Source organism: Streptomyces sp. NPDC089799 (assembly GCF_040684755.1).
Taxonomy (GTDB): domain Bacteria; phylum Actinomycetota; class Actinomycetes; order Streptomycetales; family Streptomycetaceae; genus Streptomyces.
Genome location: NZ_JBFBGR010000016.1, coordinates 48,893 through 66,310 on the forward strand (window position 1 = coordinate 48,893; position 17,418 = coordinate 66,310).

Genomic DNA, 17,418 nt, shown 5'->3' on the forward strand with positions numbered 1-17,418 from the left:
GCGTCCGGGGGCCCCATTACTGTGGTGGGGCACCAAGGTCAAGGGAGTGAAGGCATGGATCACAGCGGTCACGGCATGGACATGCACATGGACATGGACCTGCCGCCCTTCACCCTCGGCCGGGGCCTGGAGTTCTCCTTCGACGCGTTCTTCCTCTTCGGCTGCCTGGCGAGCCTCGCCCTGTACGGCTGGGGCGTGCTCCGGCTGCGCCGCCGCGGGGACGCCTGGCCGATGGGCCGGACTGCGGCGTTCGTCCTGGGCGTGCTGAGCATCGCGCTCATGATGTGCACCAAGCTGAACGACTACGGCATGGTCATGTTCAGCGTGCACATGGTCCAGCACATGGTGATCAGCATGGTGGCGCCGATCCTGCTGCTGCTCGGCGCCCCCATGACGCTGGCCCTGCGCGCCCTGCCGCCGGCCGGCCGCGGCCGCCGCGGCCCGCGCGAACTGCTGCTGGCGCTGCTCCACAGCCGGTACATGAAGGTGGTCACCCACCCGGTGTTCACCATCCCGATGTTCATCGCCAGCCTCTACGCGCTGTACTTCACCCCGCTGTTCGACTTCCTGATGGAGTCCAGGACCGGGCACATCGCGATGATGCTGCACTTCCTCGCCGTCGGCCTGGTCTTCTTCTGGCCGATCATGGGCGTGGACCCGGGCCCGCACCGGCCGGGCTACGTGATGCGGATGCTGGAGCTGTTCGCGGGGATGCCCTTCCACGCCTTCTTCGGCATCGCGCTGATGATGGCGACCGAGCCGATGATCGGCACGTACGCGGACCCGCCCGCCTCGCTCGGCATCGACGCCCTGCAGGACCAGCAGTGGGCCGGCGGCATCGCCTGGGCCTTCAGCGAGATCCCCTCGGTGCTGGTGCTGATCGCGCTGGTCTACCAGTGGTACCACTCGGAGCAGCGGGCCGCGAAGCGCGCCGACCGGGCCGCGGACCGGGACGGGGACAAGGAGCTGGAGGCGTACAACGCCTATCTGGCCTCATTGCAGACGCGTGGCCAGTAGCGCACCGCGGCCTTTTGGCGCCACCATGGGGCATGACCGGATCCGTCAAGGCAATGGCGGTGGTGACCTTCGCCACGCTCGTGGTCGTCGCCGCGTACTCGGTGGCCCTCGGCAGCAACGGCTGGCTCTGGTTCGGCTGGCTCGTCCTCGGAATGATCACCGCCGCGATGGCGGCCTCGCGCGGCACCTGACCGCGTCCCGGTGACCCTCCGGTGCCGTTGAACCTCCTGCAACGCCGTGCGTACCAGGGGTGACGGGACCGGCAGCGGGTGCGTCACACTGACCTTCCCGCCAGGTGAAGGGAAGCACCCCGGTGTTCTACCAGTTGCTCAAGCACGTTCTGCTCGGGCCGCTGCTGCGGCTGCTGTTCCGGCCCCGGATCGAAGGGCTGGAGAACATTCCGGAGGAGGGCCCGGCGATCGTCGCGGGGAACCACCTGTCCTTCTCCGACCACTTCCTGATGCCCGCGATCCTCCGGCGGCGGATCACCTTCCTGGCCAAGGCGGAGTACTTCACCGGCAGGGGCCCCAAGGGCCGGCTGACCGCCGCCTTCTTCCGCAGCGCCGGCCAGATCCCGGTCGACCGGTCCGGCAAGGAGGCCGGAGCGGCGGCGATCCGCGAGGGGCTCGGCGTCCTCGCCAAGGGCGAGCTGCTCGGCATCTACCCGGAGGGCACCCGCTCCCACGACGGCCGGCTCTACAAGGGGAAGGTCGGAGTGGCGGCCATGGCCCTGGGCGCCGGGGTGCCCGTGATCCCCTGCGCCATGGTCGGCACCTTCGAGCTCCAGCCACCGGGGAAGGTGGTCCCCCGCTTCGGCCGCCGGGTGACCATCCGCTTCGGCAGCCCCCTGGACTTCTCCCGGTACGCCGGCATGGAGGGCGAGAAGGCCGTGCTGCGGGCGATCACCGACGAGATCATGTACAAGATCCACGCCCTCTCCGGCCAGGAGTACGTCGACCGCTACGCCTCCGACGTCAAGGCCGAGGAGGAGGAAGCGCGGAGAAGGACCCGGCGCCGCACGGCATGAGCCCTCCCCCGCGCCCGTGTCCTACTCCGGTTCGGCACCGCTCGCGGGCAGGTCCCGGGCGGTGATCTCGACCGGGTCCTCCGCGGGGTCGAAGGAGAACGTGAAGGCGAGGTGGCCCAGGGCCCCGGCGACCACGTCCAGCATCCCGGCGTGATCCGCGGCCTCACCCGTGATCAGGTCCAGGTCCTGCGTGGACACCCCTCCGTCCGCGGACGCTCCCGGACGGATCCAGGCACGGTATCCGGTGACGCCCGGTGTACGGCGCAGCTCCCGCTGCCCGCGGACGCCGAGGAGGCGGCAGGGGCGGGGCGGCACCGGGTTCGAGTACTGGAACACGACCCGGTCGTGGCGCACCGGGGCGATGTCGACGGGGTGGCCGAGCGCCACCCGGCCGGCCAGCTCGACCAGGTCGAGGCCGGCGGCGCGGAGCGAGAGTTCGTTGACGTTCCCGCCGAGTCGGCCGTTAACCTCGATCACCCGTGGCCCGGCCCGGGTGAGTTTGATCTCGGTGTGGGTGATTCCGGTGGTCACTCCCAGGGCCGTGACCGCTTCGCCGGCGAGTTCCAGCACACCCCGGTACTCCTCGGCCGGCAGGGCGGCCGGCCAGAACTGGCCGGTCTCACGGAACGGAGGCAGAAGGGGAAACTTTCCGGTGACGGCCAGGTGCGTGGTCGTCCCGCCGCAGGTGACGCTTTCCACCGACACGTAGTCCCCGTAGGGCGCGCACGGCCTTCCCCGCAGCAGGTGTTCCACCGCGAGGGCGGACTCGGAGTCCAGGAGCCGACGCACGAGCACCTGCCCCTCGTCGGGGTCGTCGACCCGGAACGTGTTCCGGCTGCCTTCGCCGTGTACCGGTTTCACGATGGCCGGAAGCCCCACCCGGTGCACGGCGTCCGGCCAGTCCTCGGGCCGCGTGAGCAGTGATGCCGCGACCGGACCCGTGCCGGTCGCGTTCAGCCGTTGCCGCTGCAGGCACTTGTCCGTGAGCAACCGTGCGGTCTCCCGGCTGTGGTGGGCGAGGCCCAGCCCTTCGGCCAGTTCGGCCGTGACCGCCAGCATCGTCTCGCTGAAGGTGACGATGCCGCCGACTCCGGCCGTGCTCAGCCCGCCGGCCACTTCGTCCGGGGTGCCGCGGTAGGTGAACACCCGGCCCAGGTCCCTGAGCAGGGGCAGGAGCGGGCGGGTGTGCCCGGAGTCCTCGCGGGTCACGAAAACGAGCGGTGCGAGCCTGGCGAGGGATCTGGCGATCTCGGTGACGTTGGCCGCCCCCCGCTCGTAGACGACCACCAGTGCGGGAGCCGCGTTCACGCCGCCCCCGTGGGCACCGCGGACCAGTCGAGCACGGCGAGCGCGGGCAGCGCGGCACGGTCCAGCTTGCCGTTGGCGGTGACCGGGATCGCCTCCACCCGCTTGAAGCGGTGCGGCCGCATGTGGGCCGGTATGCGGTCGGCGAGGTGTGCGCGGATCCGCCCCGGGTTCAGACCCGCCGACGCGTCGTCGACGATGTAGGCCACGAGGATGTGCTGTCCGGTCCGGTTCGTCTGCACGACACATGCCGCGCCGCGGACTCCGTCGAGGGTCGTCAGGACGGCCTCCACCTCGCCGAGTTCGACCCGGTGCCCCCGGACCTTGACCTGGCTGTCGGTGCGCCCGACGTAGTGCAGGGTCCCGTCGGTGCCGCGGACCGCCCAGTCTCCGCTCCGGTAGTGGCGCGTGGACCGGTCCCCGGAGGGCTCCGTGACGAAACGCTCGGCGGTGAGGTCGGGCCGCCGCAGGTATCCGTGGGCCACGCCGCTGCCGGCCACCCACATCTCCCCCGGTTCTCCGTCGGCGACCGGCTGCCCGGCCGCGTCCCGCAGAGAGATCCGCAGATGGGGCAGCGGCCTGCCGATGGGGGTGCGCCCGGCCTCCGCCGCCCGACAGGTGTCCGCGTCGAGCTCTCCGTAGGTGACGTGCACGGTCGTCTCGGTGATGCCGTACATGTTGACGAGCCGCGCACGCGGCGCGCACGCCCCTTCCAGCCAGGCGAGGGCGTCGCGGAGGTTGACCGGCTCACCTCCCAGGACGGCATGGCGGAGGTGGGACAGGGAGCGTCCGTGCCGGCTGAGCGTCCCGACCAGGAAGCCGAACATGGACGGTGTCTGGCTGAGGACGGTGACCTCCCGGGAGGCCAGCAGCGCTGCGAAGGCTTCGGGGTCCCGGGCCGTATCGGAAGGGACGATCAAGGCCGTGCCTCCGTTGAGCAGGGCACCCCACAGCTCCCAGACGCTGAAGTCGAAACCGAAGGAGTGGGCAACGGTCCACACGTCGCGGGGACGGAGATCGAACACCTCTGCGCAGGCGTCCAACAGGGCGAGTACCTGGTCGTGACCGACGACGCAGCCCTTCGGAGTCCCGGTGGAGCCGGAGGTGTAGATGACGTACGCGGTCCGTTCCGGGATGTCGGTGCCGGAACGGTGCGGCCGGACCCGGCGGGAGGCCAGTGTGAGGCCGGCGACCTCGGCCAGCGGCGTCTCGTCGGCTTCCGGCGGACCGTCGGTCAGCACCAGCCGCGCGGCGCTGTCGTCGAGCAGGAGGTCCCGGCGTGCCCGTGGGTGGTCGGGATCGACGGGAACGTAACCCCGTCCGCCGGCCAGGATGCCGAGGAAACCGAGGGGCGCCGACCTGCTGCGACCGACGCGGGCGGCGATCAGCCGGTCGTCCTCCGTGCACCACTGTGCCAACACCCCGGCCAGCTCGTCGACGGACGCCTGCAGCTCCCCGTAGGAGACCGGGCCTTCCTCATCGACCAGCGCGGTGGCGTCGGGATGGCGGCGCGCGGCTTCGGCAAAGCGCTCATGGATGGTGCGGTGGACACTCTTCACGATCGGCTCCTCTCGCTCGGGGCGGGTGTGCGGGACGTTCCTTCGCTGTGCTCGGCGGCGACGTCCTCCCGGTCACCGTGGAGACCGGCCACCCAGTTCGTCATGGGAGCGACCAGAACCGCGCCGACGAGGAAGACGGCAGCGAGCACGAACCAGCCCTCGGGCGCATACGCGATCACCACACCACCGACCAGGGCCGGACCGACCATGTCCTGGACCGTGGTCCCGACCGTGAAGGCTCCGATGTACCTGCCTTCGGCGTTGGCGGGGGCCAGGCCGAAGGACAGTCCCCATTCCCCGGCCGACTGGAGGATCTCGCCGAGGGTCAGGACCACGGTCGCCACGAGGAGCGCGGCGACGAGGAGCGGCCCGGTGCGCCCCGAGGTCATGGCGAACACGGCGCACGCGGACGCGGTGAGGACCGCCGACATGATCAGTGCCCTGGCCGCGCCCCGGACGCTCGAGGACCCGCGGCTCGCCGCGACCTGGAGGAGGATCGCCAGCACGGTGTTGACGAAAACGAGCGTGGCGACCGTCCAGGCGGGCGCGTCGGTGTGTTCCGTCACCCAGAGCGGCAGACCCACCTCCAGAAGGCTGATGTGCAGGGCGAACGTACCGTTCAGCAGCCCGAGGAGGGTGAACGCGGCGAGACGCCGGCGCTCCGGCCGCGGCTCCCGCTCCGGATCCAAGGCATCACCGGAGGCGGCACCGGACCGGACCGGGGAGGTCCGGGGCCTGGTGGGGAGCACGGTGGTCGTCACGGCGACGACGAGGTAGGCCGCCATCGTGATGGTGACGAGAACCACGAACGCCGTGTGCGTACCGACCGCGAGGAGCGGCGCCACGGCGAGCGCGCCGATCGACATCGCGGTGTTGGCGACGCTGCGCAGGTACGCCTGGGTGCGGACTCGGTCCGCCTCGCCGATCACATGGGAGACGAGGGTGCGCCGGGCGACGGAGTTGGCCCGGTCGGCCGCACCGAGGGCCACCACCAGCGGCACCACGACGGAGTGGGAATCGGAGAACAGCATGGGGCACAGCAGCAGTGCCTGTGCCACGGTGAGGCCGACGGCCATCGGGCGGGGGCCCCAGCGGTCGGCCAGGTAGCCGGCCGGCAGCGCTGCGAGGAACGCGGCGACGCCCGCTGCCGAGAGGGCCAGTGCGATCTGCCGCACGGAGAGGCCGAAGGACAGGTTGAAGAAGACGATGCTTCCCGTGCTGTACATCCCCCGGCCCAGGGCGTAGCAGAACTGCCCGAGGAGCAGTGGCCGAGCGGGTCCTTCGAGACGGGGCAGTCCGGGGATCGGTCTCACGGAGCCACGTCACCCGCTCCGGCTTCCCGGACCCAGTCCCGCAAGGTCTGCTCGGTGGCTCTCCAGAGCCCCTCGACGGCCTCGGCCGGGTACCAGTCCGTCCGGTGGTACAGGGACACCTCGATGTTCCCGTCGGCTTCGGTGAGGGAGATGACCACGGCGGCGTCCGGGGTACTGCCGGCGAGTTCCAGCGGTGACGCCTCGCAGTCGACGAAGCGCCAGTCGCCGAGCCATCGCCGCATGGTGGCGTTCTGCGGGTTGAACGAGATGTACGGAACCCTGGCATGGCAGCCGAAGGCCTCCGGATCCATGTGTGCGATGAGCCTCGGCCAGGGCACGGCCATGGTGTCGAGAGCGTCCATCATCGCCTGCTGGAATCCGCGCAGGAACTCCGCCGTGGTGGCCCCGTCATCGCGCCGGGTGCCCACGACCACCTTGCTGGCGAGGAATCCGACCGTCTGGTGGACGGTGGCGGACTCCCGGTTGGCCGTCATCAGCGTGGTACCGATGGACGGCTGGTCACTGAGCCCGTACAGGGCCCGGTGGACCGCCGCGTGGATGAATGCCCACGGGGTCATGCGGAAGCCACGGGCGCAGGAGAAGACCGCGCGGGTCAGGTCGCCTCCGAAGTCCGCGCGGACCAGACCCGTGCGGTCGTAGCCGGCGTGGGCCGCTCCCGAGAATCCGGCGAAGCGCGTTTCGGGGACCGGCCCGATCGTCCTGAGCCGTTCGGAGAGGCGGTCCAGCACACGTCGGCCGGCTGCGGAGTCCAGGTACGCGTTCTGCTCCCGCACCTGCTCGGGATACGGGAGCCGGACCGGCGGCAACGGCTCCGCGGCGTGTCCGAGTTCCTCCGCGTAGAACGCCGTCAGGTCGCTCATGAGCAGGTCGAGCGACCAGAAGTCGCCCACGAGGTGGTCGAGGACCAGCGCGAAGAGGGTTTCGCCGGGTCGTGGAAGCAGGACGAGCCGGGCCAGCGGTCCGTGCGCGAAGTCGAACGGGGCGTCCGCGAGCCGTTCCATCCGGTGCACGGCGTCGGCGGGGTCGTCCGTGGCGGATGTGGCAAGGACGATGCCGGTCGCCCCGGCCGGCGCATCGAGGCGCCAGGTGAAGTCCCCCAGGTCGAATCCGCACAGGAGCACCGGGTGGCGTTCCTGGAGGCGGAGCCAAGCCCGTTCGAGCGCCCCGGTCTCGAGCGGGCCACGGATCCGGAGAGCGACGAAAGGATGGTGCGGCCGGTACACACCGGAGTCCGCTTCCTTGAGGATCTGCCCCAGCCGGTGTCGCTGGGTCCAGGAGACGTTCTGCCGCGAGGACAATGTCACAGCCTTTCACCGGTTCCCCTGGAAGGGGCGGCGGCCTCCGGGATCGTGCGGGCGGCTACCACTGCTCGAACCGGCTGGGGTCCAGGACCGCGGCGGTGAGTTCCCTCAGCGTCGGCCGGCGCAGCACTCCGGTGGGGGGCATGTCGATGCCCTCCTCCTGTGCGCGGTTGGCCACGACGAGAGCCAGCAGGGAGTCCCCGCCCAGGTCGATGAAGTTGTCGTCCGGATCGTCCACCGGAGTCTCCAGGACCTCCTCCCAGATGCGCCGGAGCGTCTCCAGTACGCGGTCGCCGGACTGGGCCTGGATCGTCATGGGGTCTCCCCGGTGGTGTCGGTCTCTTCTGGTTCGGGCCCCTGGACCGGACCGTGGGCGATCCGGGCAGCGGCGCAGGTTCCCGATGCCCTGAGCGCTTCCGCCACGGCCTGTGCCCGGTGGCGGTCCGGTGCCAGGAATCCGACGGTGGCTCCGGAGCCGCACACGATGCCCGCGAGCGCACCCGCTCCCCTTCCGGTCGCGAGCGTCGCGGCCAGTTCGGGACGCAGCCTCGTGACGACCGGCTCCAGGTCGTTCACCAGCGTCTCGGCCAGCGCATGGCTGTCGTCTCCCGCCAGGGCGTCGACGAGGCGCCGTGACATGCGCGGGGACGGGACGGCATCCGCGGCCCAGGGCAGCCCCGCGTTCCGGCGGCCGGACTCCGTGGCCGCGAAGACCTCCGGCGTGGACATTCCGAACGCCGCGGTCGCGAACACCCAGTGGTGGGTCGTTCCGACGGTGAGGGGTGTCAGCCGCTCGCCCCTTCCCGACCCGAACGCCGCGCCGCCGAGGACGCCGAAGGGCACGTCACTGCCGAGCTCGGCGGCCAGGGACGCGAGGTCATGACGGCTCATGCCCAGGTTCCACAGGGTGTTGCACGCCACCAGGGCCCCCGCCGCGTCCGCACTGCCGCCGGCCATTCCGCCTTGTACGGGAATGTGCTTGTCGATGTGGACATGGACCGCAGGCTCCGCACCGCTGACCTCCGCGAGGAGCTCAACGGCCTGCGCCGCGAGATTCGATGCGTCCGCGGGCACTCCGCCCGATGTCGGGCCGGAAAGCGTCACCCCCAATTGTTCGGCCGGAGTCACTGTCACCCGGTCGAACAAGGACACGGCGAGGAAAACGCTGGCGAGTTCGTGGTATCCGTCGCTCCTGCGGCCGCCCACGGTCAACTGCAGATTCACCTTGGCGGGGGCGCGGACGGTTATGGATCGGTCAAGTGGCATGGTGCGGGCCCGATATTCCTTCTGGTTCAGTTTTCCGACGAAACACTGCGCATGCTCCAGAGCAGCGTCCGCATGGAAGGCGGCTGCATAAGGGAATAGGCAATGGCGTCCGCGACTGCTTCGGCCCGCATCATCGACCCGAGGCCGGGCATTTCCGGGGAGCGTCCGGCGCCCATGGCGAATTCGGTTTCCGTGGCACCGGGGCAGAGAGCGGTGACACGGATACCCAGGGGCCGGAGTTCGCGGTCCAGCGAACCGGCGAGCCCGACGATGCCGTGCTTGGTGGCCGCGTACACGGCTTCGTCCGGTCGACCGCGAAGTCCCGCCACGGAGCTGACGAGGACGATGTCGCCACCGTGGCCGGACAGGAGCGGAACGGCCTGGCGCACGGACCAGATCGTTCCGGTGAGGTTGGTGTCGACGAGTTCCTCGACCTGTTCGTCGGAGAGGTCGAGGATCCCCCCGTAGGCACCCACTCCGGCGTTGGCGACCAGGCAGTCGATCCCGTGGAAGGCGTCGACCGCGCGGGTGAAGAGGTCCTCCAGCTGACTCCGCGAGCGGATGTCGGCCTCGGCCCAGACCACTCTCTCGTTGCCCAGGTCCTCGGCGAGCTCTTCGAGGCGGTCCGTTCTCCGGGCCCCCAGGGCGACGCTGGCGCCCAGCTCGTGCAGTCTGCGTGCGGTCGCCGCGCCTATGCCGGAGCTGGCGCCGGTGATCACGGCGACCTTGCCCTTCAGATCACTCATGCCGGGGATTTCCCAGGGTGGAGGATGCGTGGAGGCGGTCGTGCACGGCTTCCGCCAGAGCGAGGTCACGCTCGAAGGTGATCTTGAAGTTGGCGGCGTCCCCCGGTGCGGCGGCCACGCTGCCGCCGAACCAGCGCACCATGCCCGCATCGTCCGTGAAGGCCATGGACTCCCTGGCCGCCGCCTCGTAGGCGTCGTTGACGCAACGACGGGCGAACAGCTGGGGAGTCTGCGCGGCACGCAGCCGGTTCCGGTCGAACGGATCACCCAGGAAGGGCTCTTCGTCCAGGAGGTGGAGACTGTCGACCAGGGGCAGTGAGGGGATGACCCCGCAGGGCCGCCGGCCGGAGGGTGCGACACGGTCGGCCACACCCAGCAAGTGCCCGAGCAGGCCGTCGATCGCTCCCCGGGCCGTGAAGGGCCGCGCCACGTCGGTGATCGCCACCCAGTCCGCCTCCGGGGGCAGGGCGCGGACACCGGCGTGCGCGCTGGCCTGCCGGGTGGACCCTCCAGGGGTCACGAGGACCTCGGTGCCGGGCTCCGCCGAAGCGATCAGGCGGCGGAACTCCCCGGCCATGCCGTCGGGAGCGGTCACGACGACGGACTTCACGTCCGCATTTGAGCAGACGGAATCCAGCACGTGTAAGAGGAGAGGCCTGCCCCCGATTTCAACGAGAGCCTTGGGGCCGATACCGAGTCGCTCTCCGCGTCCCGCGGCCAGGATTACCGCTCCCACGTTCCGGCGATGTTCCGGAACCGGTAAATGCTGATGAAGTGCCATGCGCCCCCGCAATCAATGGCATTATCGTCAGACGACCCGATCAGGGTCCGAGTCAGGCGATCGTAACATGATCATGAGGCGAACGCAGGGTTAATTTCACGGGGCAAGGGGCCGCGACCGTCCACATGCGACCCTTTTCCCGTGGGCGGGCCGCCCGCCCGCGAGAAGGAATTCGCGGGGCGGACGGCCCGTTTCGGGTCGGCGGTTTCCCGCCGGGCCGAGGCTAGCGGCGGACGGCCGGCAGTTCCTCCAGGAGCGGGGAGGCCTGCGTGGCTCCGGCCGCCTTGGCCTGCGGGGCCGGGGCGACCGGGGCCGCGTGCGGGGCGCAGGTCACGTCGGCCGCGTCCACCTTGCCGGTGAGCAGGTAGCCGTCGACGCGCTCGTTGATGCAGGGGTTCTTCAGGCTGGTGACGCCGTGCGAGCCGGCGCCCTTCTCGGTGATCAGCCGGGAGCCGGCCAGCCGGTGGTGCAGCTCGACGGCGCCGTCGTACGGGGTGGCGGCGTCGCGCTCGGACTGGACGATCAGGACCGGGGCGATGCGCTTGGCGCCGACCTCGATCGGGTTGCTCTGCTTGGCCTTCCAGGTGGCGCAGGGCAGGTTCATCCAGGCGTTGGCCCAGGTCATGAACGGGTAGTTCTTGTGCAGCCGGGTGTTGTCGCGGTCCCAGCGCTTCCAGCTGGTGGGCCACTTGGCGTCGGCGCACTCGACGGCGGTGTAGACCGCGTTGCCGTTCTCGGAGGCGATGTTGCCCGCGATGTCGGTCATGTCGGGGGCGGCGGCGTCCACGAGGGCCTGGGTGTCACCGGCGACGTACGCGCTCCAGGTCTGGGCGACCGGCACCCAGGAGGAGTCGTAGTACGGGGCGCTCTGGAAGAAGGAGATCAGCTCGGCCGGGCCGACCTTGCCGCCGATCGGGTTGGCCTTGGCGGCGGCGCGGAGCTTCTGCCACTGGGCCTCGACCTTGGCGGCGGTGTTGCCGAGGTGGAAGGTGGCGTCGTTCTTGGCGACCCACGCCTTCCAGTCGTTCCAGCGCATCTCGAAGGCGACGTCCTGGTCCAGGTTGGCCTGGTACCAGATCTGCTCCTGCTTCGGGTTCACGACGCTGTCGACGATCATGCGGCGGACGTGGCCCGGGAAGAGGGTCGCGTAGACGCCGCCGATGTAGGTGCCGTAGGAGACGCCGAGGAAGTTGAGCTTCTTCTCGCCGAGCGCGGCGCGGATGACGTCGAGGTCGCGCGCGGTGTTCGGGGTGGTCATGTGCGGCAGCATCCAGCCGCTGCGCTCCTTGCAGCCGTCCGCGTACTCGGCGGCGAGCTTGCGCTGGGCGCGCTTGTCGGCCTCGCTGTCCGGGACCGGGTCGGCCTTGGGCGCCTTGACGAACTCCTGCGGGTCGATGCAGGAGATCGGGGTGGAGTGGCCGACGCCGCGGGGGTCGAAGCCGACGAAGTCGTACGCCTTGGAGGCGTTGACCCACAGCGGGCTCTTGGTGGTGACGCGGCGCGGGAAGCGCATGCCGGAGCCGCCGGGGCCGCCGGGGTTGTAGACGAGGGCGCCCTGGCGCTCGTCCTTGGTGCCGGTGTTGCCGATGCGGTCGACGGCGATGTCGATCGTCTTGCCGAAGGGCTTGGCGTAGTCCAGCGGCACCTTGACGACGCCGCACTGGATGGGCTTCTCGAAGCCCCAGTCGGCCGGACAGTCCTTCCAGTCGATGCCGGCGTGCTGGGCACGGGCGGCGGCGATCTGCACGCCGACGGACTCCGGGACGCCGTACGAGGCGCCGTACGAGGCGCTCTCCGCGGGCGCGGCGGAGGCCGACGGGGCGAGCATCAGGCCGGCCGCGAGCGCGCCGACGGTGAAGGTGGCGGCGCTCCCCAGCGCCGCGTTGCGTATCACGTGGTGGTTCCCCCTGCATCAGGTGTGCCGCGCGTGGCGGCTCGGTCACATGCAGGGAGATCTTTCCTCCCGGGTAACCTCCGGCGACAGGTCCCGGCGGGGTTCTTTGCCAAGCCGATAACCGGAGTTGCGTGTACCGGAGAGCGGTACACGAGCGGACTGTGGCGTTCCGCCGGGGACTTGGGCGGCCGGCGGCCCGGCGGCCGACCGTTCCGCATGGGACCGCGAGTCCGCCGGTCCGCCGGTCCATGGTGTCCGCCGGCGCCGGCCGGGTCACCAGGCGTACGTGCGGACCGCCTCGTCGAGCAACTCCCGCACCCGCAGGGCGTCCTGGGCGATGGCGCTGATCAGGACGGCGGGTCCGGCGAGCGGGGTGACGGCGGCGAGTTCGCCGAGCGGGCCGCCGGCCGGCGGGTCCTTCTCGAACGCCGGGTCCACCACGAGCAGCTGGCCGACCGCGCGGCACCCGGCGAGACCGGCCGGGCCGTCCCAGCCGTCGGGTGCGCCGGGCCCGCAGGACAGCTCCTGGTCCAGCAGCGGCCGGCCGGCCCGTAGCACGCTCAGCCGGCTCCGGAGCAGTCCGGGGGCCTCGCCGAACCGGCCCAGGACCTGCTCCTCGCGCATCAGCAGCCGCGCGCCGGGGGCGAGTTCGACCCGGGTGCGCACCCGCAGGTCGCTGCCGCGGACGGAGACCAGGGGTTCGGGGAGCCAGCGCACCTCGGCGCCGTCGGCCAGACTCAGGTGGACGTCGTAGCGGGCGGGTTCGCCGTGCGGTCCGGGCAGGGCGAGGGTGGCGGCCACCGAACCGACGCTCAGGCGGGCGCCCGGCCCGGCGGAGGCCCGGACGGTGAGGTGGTCGCCGCCGAGCGGCGCGCTCATGGCGCCGACCAGCATCACCCCGGCCTCGGCGCCGGTGCCGCGGGTGCGGCGCGGGGCGAGCGGGCCCTCGCCCGCCAGGACGGGCAGGGCGGTGCCGCCCCGGCCGTCGGCCTCGGCGACGATGCGGGCGGTGGCGAGCAGGCCGGTGCGCGACCGCCCGGTGGCCGTGCTCAACGGGACACCCAGGCGCCGACCTGCTCGCGCACCCAGCGGGCGACCGGGTCCACGCCCTCCGGGCTGCGCAGGGACTGGAAGACGACGGGCAGCTCGGTGCGCTGGGCGGCCGCGTCCCGGGCCATCCGGTCCAGGTCGGAGCCGACGTACGGGGCGAGGTCGGTCTTGTTGACGATCAGCAGGTCGGCGGTGGTGACGCCGGGGCCGCCCTTGCGCGGGATGTCGTCGCCGCCGGCCACGTCGATGACGAAGATCTGGGCGTCGACCAGGCCGCGGGAGAAGGTCGCGGTCAGGTTGTCGCCGCCGGACTCGACGAGGACCAGGTCGAGCGGTCCGTGCTCGCGGAAGGCGTCCTCCAGTTCCTCCACGGCCTCCAGGTTGGCGGAGATGTCGTCCCGGATGGCGGTGTGCGGGCAGGCCCCGGTCTCGACGGCGGCGATCCGCTCGGGCGGCAGGACCGCCTCGCGGAGCAGGAACTCGGCGTCCTCGCGGGTGTAGATGTCGTTGGTGACGACGGCCATGGAGTACTCGGCGCGCAGCGCCCGGCACAGGGCCGCGACGGTGGCCGTCTTGCCCGAGCCGACGGGGCCGCCCAGTCCGATGCGCAGGGCCCTGCGGGAGCCGTCGGCGCGCAGGGGGTCGGCGCTGTGGGTGTGCCGGTGGGGATACGTCTCGGCGTGGTCCAGGTGCATGGCGGGTTCCTCGTGGTCAGGGGGGCGGCGGGACCGCGGCCGGCGGTCCCGCCGCCCGGGGTGGGGGGTGGGGAGGGGTGTGGCGGACGGGACCTCAGGAGGCGAACAGGCGTACCGGCCAGGCCGCGTGGGCCTCCGCGCCGATCTCCAGCAGCGGGGAGGCGGCGGCCGGCAGGGCGTCCGTTCCTTCGGCCAGGGCCCGGCGGGCGTACTCCTCGGCCCGTCCGGCCACGCCGTCGAGCTCGGGGGCGAGCCGGGCCAGCACCCCGCTCGCCTGGAACGGGTCCAGGCCCAGCAGGCGTACGGTGGCCGTGGCCGGGCCGCCGATGCTCTCGTAGCCGGCGGCGTACGCGGCGTCGGCCGGACCCAGCCCGGCGGCGCGGGCGGTGATCCCGAGCACGATCGGCTGGTGCGCGCCGCGCGGGAAGGCGGCGGCCAGCTCGTCGAGCTCGGGCACGGGCCAGGTCGCGCGGGCGGCCCGGAGCAGCTGCCGGCCCAGTCTGCGGGCGGCCGCGCGCAGCGCGGGCGAGGGGGTGCGGGCGTCGGCGGCGGCGTCGAGCTCCGCCGGGTCCAGGCCGGCGGCCGCGGCCGCGGCGAGCGCGGCCGCGACGAGTCCGGCGGTGTGCAGCCGGCCCCGGCAGAACGCCTCCAGGGTGGCGGCGTCACGGATCCGGCCCGCCTTGACGGCGGCCTCGGCCCCGCCGGAGTGGGCGTGCCCGCCGGCGGGGAAGCGCCCGTCGGCGAGCACGAGCAGGGCAGCGCGACTCATCAGAAGAGGAAGTAGCGCTGGGCCATGGGGAGTTCGGCCGCGGGCGCGGGTTCCACGGCCTCCCCGTCGATGCTGACGGTGAAGGTGTCGGGGTCGACTTCCACCCGGGGTACGGCGTCGTTGTTGCGCATGTCCGCCTTGGAGACCTTGCGGGTGGACTCGATGGCGACGAACTGCTTGCCGAGACCGAGCCGTTCGGGCAGGTGGTCGTCGATCGCCGCCTGGGCGGTGAAGTTGATCGAGTTCAGCGCGGGGGCCCGTCCGTAGCTGCCGAACATGGGGCGCGGGAGCATGGGCTGCGGGGTGGGGATGGAGGCGTTGGCGTCGCCCATCTGCGCGTAGGCGATCTGTCCGCCCTTGATGACCACGAGCGGCTTGACGCCGAAGAACGCCGGGTCCCAGAGCACCAGGTCGGCGAGCTTGCCGACCTCCACGGAGCCGATCTCGCGGGCCAGTCCCTGGGCGACGGCCGGGTTGATCGTGTACTTGGCGACGTAGCGGCGGGCCCGGTTGTTGTCGGCGGGACCGTCGCCGGGGAGGGCGCCGCGGCGCTTCTTCATCACGTGGGCGGTCTGCCAGGTCCGCATGATGACCTCGCCGACCCGGCCCATCGCCTGGGAGTCGGAGGAGATGATCGAGATGGCCCCGAGGTCGTGCAGGACGTCCTCGGCCGCGATGGTGGACGGCCGGATCCGGGACTCGGCGAAGGCGAGGTCCTCGGGGACGGCCGGGTTGAGGTGGTGGCAGACCATCAGCATGTCGAGGTGTTCCTCGATGGTGTTGACGGTGTGCGGCCGGGTCGGGTTGGTGGAGCTGGGCAGCACGTGCTGCTCGCCGACCACGGTGATGATGTCGGGGGCGTGCCCGCCGCCCGCGCCCTCGGTGTGGTAGGCGTGGATGGTCCGGCCCGCGATGGCGGCGAGGGTGTCGTCCACGAAACCGGCCTCGTTGAGGGTGTCGGTGTGGATGGCGACCTGGGCGCCGGTCTCCTCGCAGACGTTCAGGCAGGCGTCGATGACGGCCGGGGTGGCCCCCCAGTCCTCGTGGATCTTGAACCCGAGGGCGCCGCCGCGCAGCTGGGAGTGCATGGCCTCGGTGGACATGGTGTTGCCCTTGCCGAGGAGGCCGATGTTGACGGGGTGGGCCTCCAGCGCCGCGAACATCCGGGCAAGGTGCCAGGGTCCGGGGGTGACGGTGGTGGCCTTGCTGCCCTCGGCGGGGCCGGTGCCGCCGCCGACCAGGGTGGTGATCCCGGAGGCGAGGGCGGCGTCGAGGACGGTCGGGGAGATGAAGTGGATGTGGGTGTCGATGGCGCCCGCGGTGACGATCTTCCCGTTGCCGGAGATGATCTCGGTCTCCGGGCCGATCACGAGCGCCGGGTCCACACCGTCCATGGTGTCCGGGTTGCCCGCCTTGCCGATGCCGGTGATCCGGCCGTCGCGGATGCCGATGTCGGCCTTGACGATGCCCCAGTGGTCGACGATGACGATCCCGGTGATGACCGTGTCGGGAGCGCCCTCCGCGCGGGTGGTGAGGGCCTGGCCCATCGACTCGCGGATCACCTTGCCGCCGCCGAACACGGCCTCGTCGCCGGCCCGGCCGGGCCCTCCGGCGAGGTCCTGCTCGATCTCGATCAGCAGGTCGGTGTCGGCGAGCCGGATCCGGTCCCCGGTGGTGGGGCCGAACAGGTCGGCGTACGCCTCACGGGTGAGTTCAGCCATCGAGCAGCCCTCCGGTTTCGCCGCGCAGGCCCGGTACGACGCGCAGGCCGGACAGCGGAACCAGCTCCACGGCGGCCGGGATGCCCGGTTCGAAGCGGACCGCGGTGCCCGCGGCGATGTTGAGGCGGAGGCCGCGGGCGGCTGCCCGGTCGAACTCGAGGCCCGGGTTGGCCTCCGCGAAGTGGTAGTGGGAACCGACCTGGACGGGCCGGTCCGCGGCGTTGAGCACGGTGATGCGGGTGACCGGCCGGCCCTCGTTGATGGCGACCGGGCCGTCTCCGTAGTGGATCTCTCCGGGAATCATTGCGACTGTCCCCTCCGGACTCAGACGATCGGATGGTGGACGGTGACGAGCTTCGTCCCGTCCGGGAACGTCGCTTCGACCTGGACGTCGCTGATCAACTCGGGGATGCCCTCCATGACCTCGGCACGGCCGAGTACCGTGCGGCCGGAGGCCATCAGCTCGGCCACCGTCCGTCCGTCGCGGGCGCCTTCGAGCACATGGCTCGTGATCAGGGCGATGGCTTCGGGGTGGTTGAGGAGCACACCTCGCGCCCTGCGCTTCTCTGCGACGTCGGCCGCCACGTGAATGAGCAGCCTTTCCTGCTCGTGAGGTGTCAACTGCACCTGAATCCCCCAGTTCCCATGACATGATCGGTCTGCGCGCCGGGCGCGACGTTAGCCCTCTTCAACAAGTTGTTGACCTTCGCATTTCCATCCAGGGGCAACTCCTTGCCGAAGCATGGAAAGCCTTTTCGAGCCAACTACCAGCGCTTTACCGCCCCATGGGTCATTGCAGACCGACCGGTACGGCCACGCCACGCTAGACTGCGCCCTTTTCCGTTGCGTTAACCCACGTTTCGGGCGGCGGCCCGGTTCGACACAGGGTCCCCGCCGGTGCGCGCTCCGTATACGGACCGCGCAACTTCGAGTGGCCCGTGATTGCGGACCGT

The 17,418-nt window shown here is 71.4% G+C and carries 18 protein-coding genes; 3 read left to right on the top strand and 15 right to left on the bottom strand.

Annotated features, from left to right (window positions below; all coding sequences use genetic code 11):
* The first annotated feature begins 54 nt into the window (after window positions 1-54).
* The 3 genes from AB0O36_RS19185 to AB0O36_RS19195 all read left to right on the top strand — a co-directional run bounded on the left by AB0O36_RS19185 (window position 55) and on the right by AB0O36_RS19195 (window position 2,044).
* The gene (locus AB0O36_RS19185; protein ID WP_365111529.1) at window positions 55-1,017 is read left to right on the top strand and encodes a cytochrome c oxidase assembly protein; all 963 of its coding nucleotides are present in this window, start codon (window positions 55-57) and stop codon (window positions 1,015-1,017) included.
* Between the two features lie 32 nt (window positions 1,018-1,049).
* Window positions 1,050-1,208 carry a hypothetical protein gene (locus tag AB0O36_RS19190; RefSeq protein WP_365111532.1) on the top strand — a complete coding sequence of 53 codons (159 nt, stop codon included), beginning with the start codon at window positions 1,050-1,052 and terminating at the stop codon, window positions 1,206-1,208.
* A gap of 122 nt (window positions 1,209-1,330) precedes the next feature.
* On the top strand, window positions 1,331-2,044 hold the full coding sequence (locus AB0O36_RS19195; RefSeq protein WP_365111819.1) for a lysophospholipid acyltransferase family protein: 714 nt from the start codon (window positions 1,331-1,333) through the stop codon (window positions 2,042-2,044).
* Between the two features lie 21 nt (window positions 2,045-2,065).
* Here the strand turns inward: AB0O36_RS19195 and AB0O36_RS19200 are convergent, their stop codons facing one another.
* From AB0O36_RS19200 to AB0O36_RS19270, 15 genes are all read right to left on the bottom strand, one after another.
* Window positions 2,066-3,352 carry a hypothetical protein gene (locus AB0O36_RS19200; protein ID WP_365111535.1) on the bottom strand — a complete coding sequence of 429 codons (1,287 nt, stop codon included), beginning with the start codon at window positions 3,350-3,352 and terminating at the stop codon, window positions 2,066-2,068.
* On the bottom strand, window positions 3,349-4,908 hold the full coding sequence (locus AB0O36_RS19205) for an amino acid adenylation domain-containing protein (RefSeq protein WP_365111537.1): 1,560 nt from the start codon (window positions 4,906-4,908) through the stop codon (window positions 3,349-3,351). The genes AB0O36_RS19200 and AB0O36_RS19205 overlap by 4 nt, the downstream gene beginning before the upstream one ends.
* Window positions 4,905-6,221 carry an MFS transporter gene (locus tag AB0O36_RS19210; protein ID WP_365111539.1) on the bottom strand — a complete coding sequence of 439 codons (1,317 nt, stop codon included), beginning with the start codon at window positions 6,219-6,221 and terminating at the stop codon, window positions 4,905-4,907. The genes AB0O36_RS19205 and AB0O36_RS19210 overlap by 4 nt, the downstream gene beginning before the upstream one ends.
* Entirely contained in the window at window positions 6,218-7,540 is a 1,323-nt protein-coding gene (locus AB0O36_RS19215; protein ID WP_365111542.1) for a condensation domain-containing protein, read from the bottom strand. The genes AB0O36_RS19210 and AB0O36_RS19215 overlap by 4 nt, the downstream gene beginning before the upstream one ends.
* Window positions 7,541-7,601: 61 nt before the next feature.
* Window positions 7,602-7,859, bottom strand: a complete 258-nt coding sequence (locus tag AB0O36_RS19220; RefSeq protein WP_365111544.1) for an acyl carrier protein — start codon at window positions 7,857-7,859, stop codon at window positions 7,602-7,604.
* A complete protein-coding gene (locus tag AB0O36_RS19225; RefSeq protein WP_365111546.1) occupies window positions 7,856-8,809 on the bottom strand; it encodes a 4-(cytidine 5'-diphospho)-2-C-methyl-D-erythritol kinase in 954 nt (317 codons plus the stop codon). The genes AB0O36_RS19220 and AB0O36_RS19225 overlap by 4 nt, the downstream gene beginning before the upstream one ends.
* A gap of 26 nt (window positions 8,810-8,835) precedes the next feature.
* Entirely contained in the window at window positions 8,836-9,555 is a 720-nt protein-coding gene (locus AB0O36_RS19230; protein WP_365111549.1) for an SDR family oxidoreductase, read from the bottom strand.
* Window positions 9,548-10,336 carry an IspD/TarI family cytidylyltransferase gene (locus AB0O36_RS19235; RefSeq protein ID WP_365111551.1) on the bottom strand — a complete coding sequence of 263 codons (789 nt, stop codon included), beginning with the start codon at window positions 10,334-10,336 and terminating at the stop codon, window positions 9,548-9,550. Before AB0O36_RS19235 ends, AB0O36_RS19230 begins: the two co-directional genes overlap by 8 nt.
* A gap of 223 nt (window positions 10,337-10,559) precedes the next feature.
* Complete coding sequence (locus AB0O36_RS19240; protein ID WP_365111822.1) at window positions 10,560-12,164, bottom strand: alpha/beta hydrolase; 1,605 nt, start codon at window positions 12,162-12,164, stop codon at window positions 10,560-10,562.
* Window positions 12,165-12,503: 339 nt separating this feature from the next.
* On the bottom strand, window positions 12,504-13,283 hold the full coding sequence (locus AB0O36_RS19245) for an urease accessory protein UreD (RefSeq protein WP_365111553.1): 780 nt from the start codon (window positions 13,281-13,283) through the stop codon (window positions 12,504-12,506).
* On the bottom strand, window positions 13,280-13,975 hold the full coding sequence (ureG, locus tag AB0O36_RS19250) for an urease accessory protein UreG (RefSeq protein WP_365111556.1): 696 nt from the start codon (window positions 13,973-13,975) through the stop codon (window positions 13,280-13,282). Before ureG ends, AB0O36_RS19245 begins: the two co-directional genes overlap by 4 nt.
* Before the next feature lie 94 nt (window positions 13,976-14,069).
* Window positions 14,070-14,744 carry an urease accessory UreF family protein gene (locus AB0O36_RS19255; RefSeq protein WP_365111559.1) on the bottom strand — a complete coding sequence of 225 codons (675 nt, stop codon included), beginning with the start codon at window positions 14,742-14,744 and terminating at the stop codon, window positions 14,070-14,072.
* Window positions 14,744-16,465, bottom strand: coding sequence for an urease subunit alpha (locus tag AB0O36_RS19260; protein WP_365111561.1), 1,722 nt, complete (start codon window positions 16,463-16,465; stop codon window positions 14,744-14,746). The genes AB0O36_RS19255 and AB0O36_RS19260 overlap by 1 nt, the downstream gene beginning before the upstream one ends.
* Window positions 16,458-16,769 carry an urease subunit beta gene (locus tag AB0O36_RS19265; protein WP_365111564.1) on the bottom strand — a complete coding sequence of 104 codons (312 nt, stop codon included), beginning with the start codon at window positions 16,767-16,769 and terminating at the stop codon, window positions 16,458-16,460. The genes AB0O36_RS19260 and AB0O36_RS19265 overlap by 8 nt, the downstream gene beginning before the upstream one ends.
* A 20-nt stretch (window positions 16,770-16,789) precedes the next feature.
* A complete protein-coding gene (locus tag AB0O36_RS19270; RefSeq protein ID WP_365111567.1) occupies window positions 16,790-17,092 on the bottom strand; it encodes an urease subunit gamma in 303 nt (100 codons plus the stop codon).
* Window positions 17,093-17,418 lie beyond the last annotated feature (326 nt).

Bases quoted from the DNA above. Each gene is read 5' to 3' on its own strand.
- AB0O36_RS19235 (WP_365111551.1), bottom strand. From the start codon at position 10,336: ATGGCACTTCATCAGCATTTACCGGTTCCGGAACATCGCCGGAACGTG.
- AB0O36_RS19230 (WP_365111549.1), bottom strand. From the start codon at position 9,555: ATGAGTGATCTGAAGGGCAAGGTCGCCGTGATCACCGGCGCCAGCTCC.
- AB0O36_RS19225 (WP_365111546.1), bottom strand. From the start codon at position 8,809: ATGCCACTTGACCGATCCATAACCGTCCGCGCCCCCGCCAAGGTGAAT.
- ureG (WP_365111556.1), bottom strand. From the start codon at position 13,975: ATGCACCTGGACCACGCCGAGACGTATCCCCACCGGCACACCCACAGC.
- AB0O36_RS19265 (WP_365111564.1), bottom strand. From the start codon at position 16,769: ATGATTCCCGGAGAGATCCACTACGGAGACGGCCCGGTCGCCATCAAC.
- AB0O36_RS19220 (WP_365111544.1), bottom strand. From the start codon at position 7,859: ATGACGATCCAGGCCCAGTCCGGCGACCGCGTACTGGAGACGCTCCGG.
- AB0O36_RS19185 (WP_365111529.1), top strand. From the start codon at position 55: ATGGATCACAGCGGTCACGGCATGGACATGCACATGGACATGGACCTG.
- AB0O36_RS19255 (WP_365111559.1), bottom strand. From the start codon at position 14,744: ATGAGTCGCGCTGCCCTGCTCGTGCTCGCCGACGGGCGCTTCCCCGCC.
- AB0O36_RS19190 (WP_365111532.1), top strand. From the start codon at position 1,050: ATGACCGGATCCGTCAAGGCAATGGCGGTGGTGACCTTCGCCACGCTC.
- AB0O36_RS19240 (WP_365111822.1), bottom strand. From the start codon at position 12,164: ATGCTCGCCCCGTCGGCCTCCGCCGCGCCCGCGGAGAGCGCCTCGTAC.
- AB0O36_RS19260 (WP_365111561.1), bottom strand. From the start codon at position 16,465: ATGGCTGAACTCACCCGTGAGGCGTACGCCGACCTGTTCGGCCCCACC.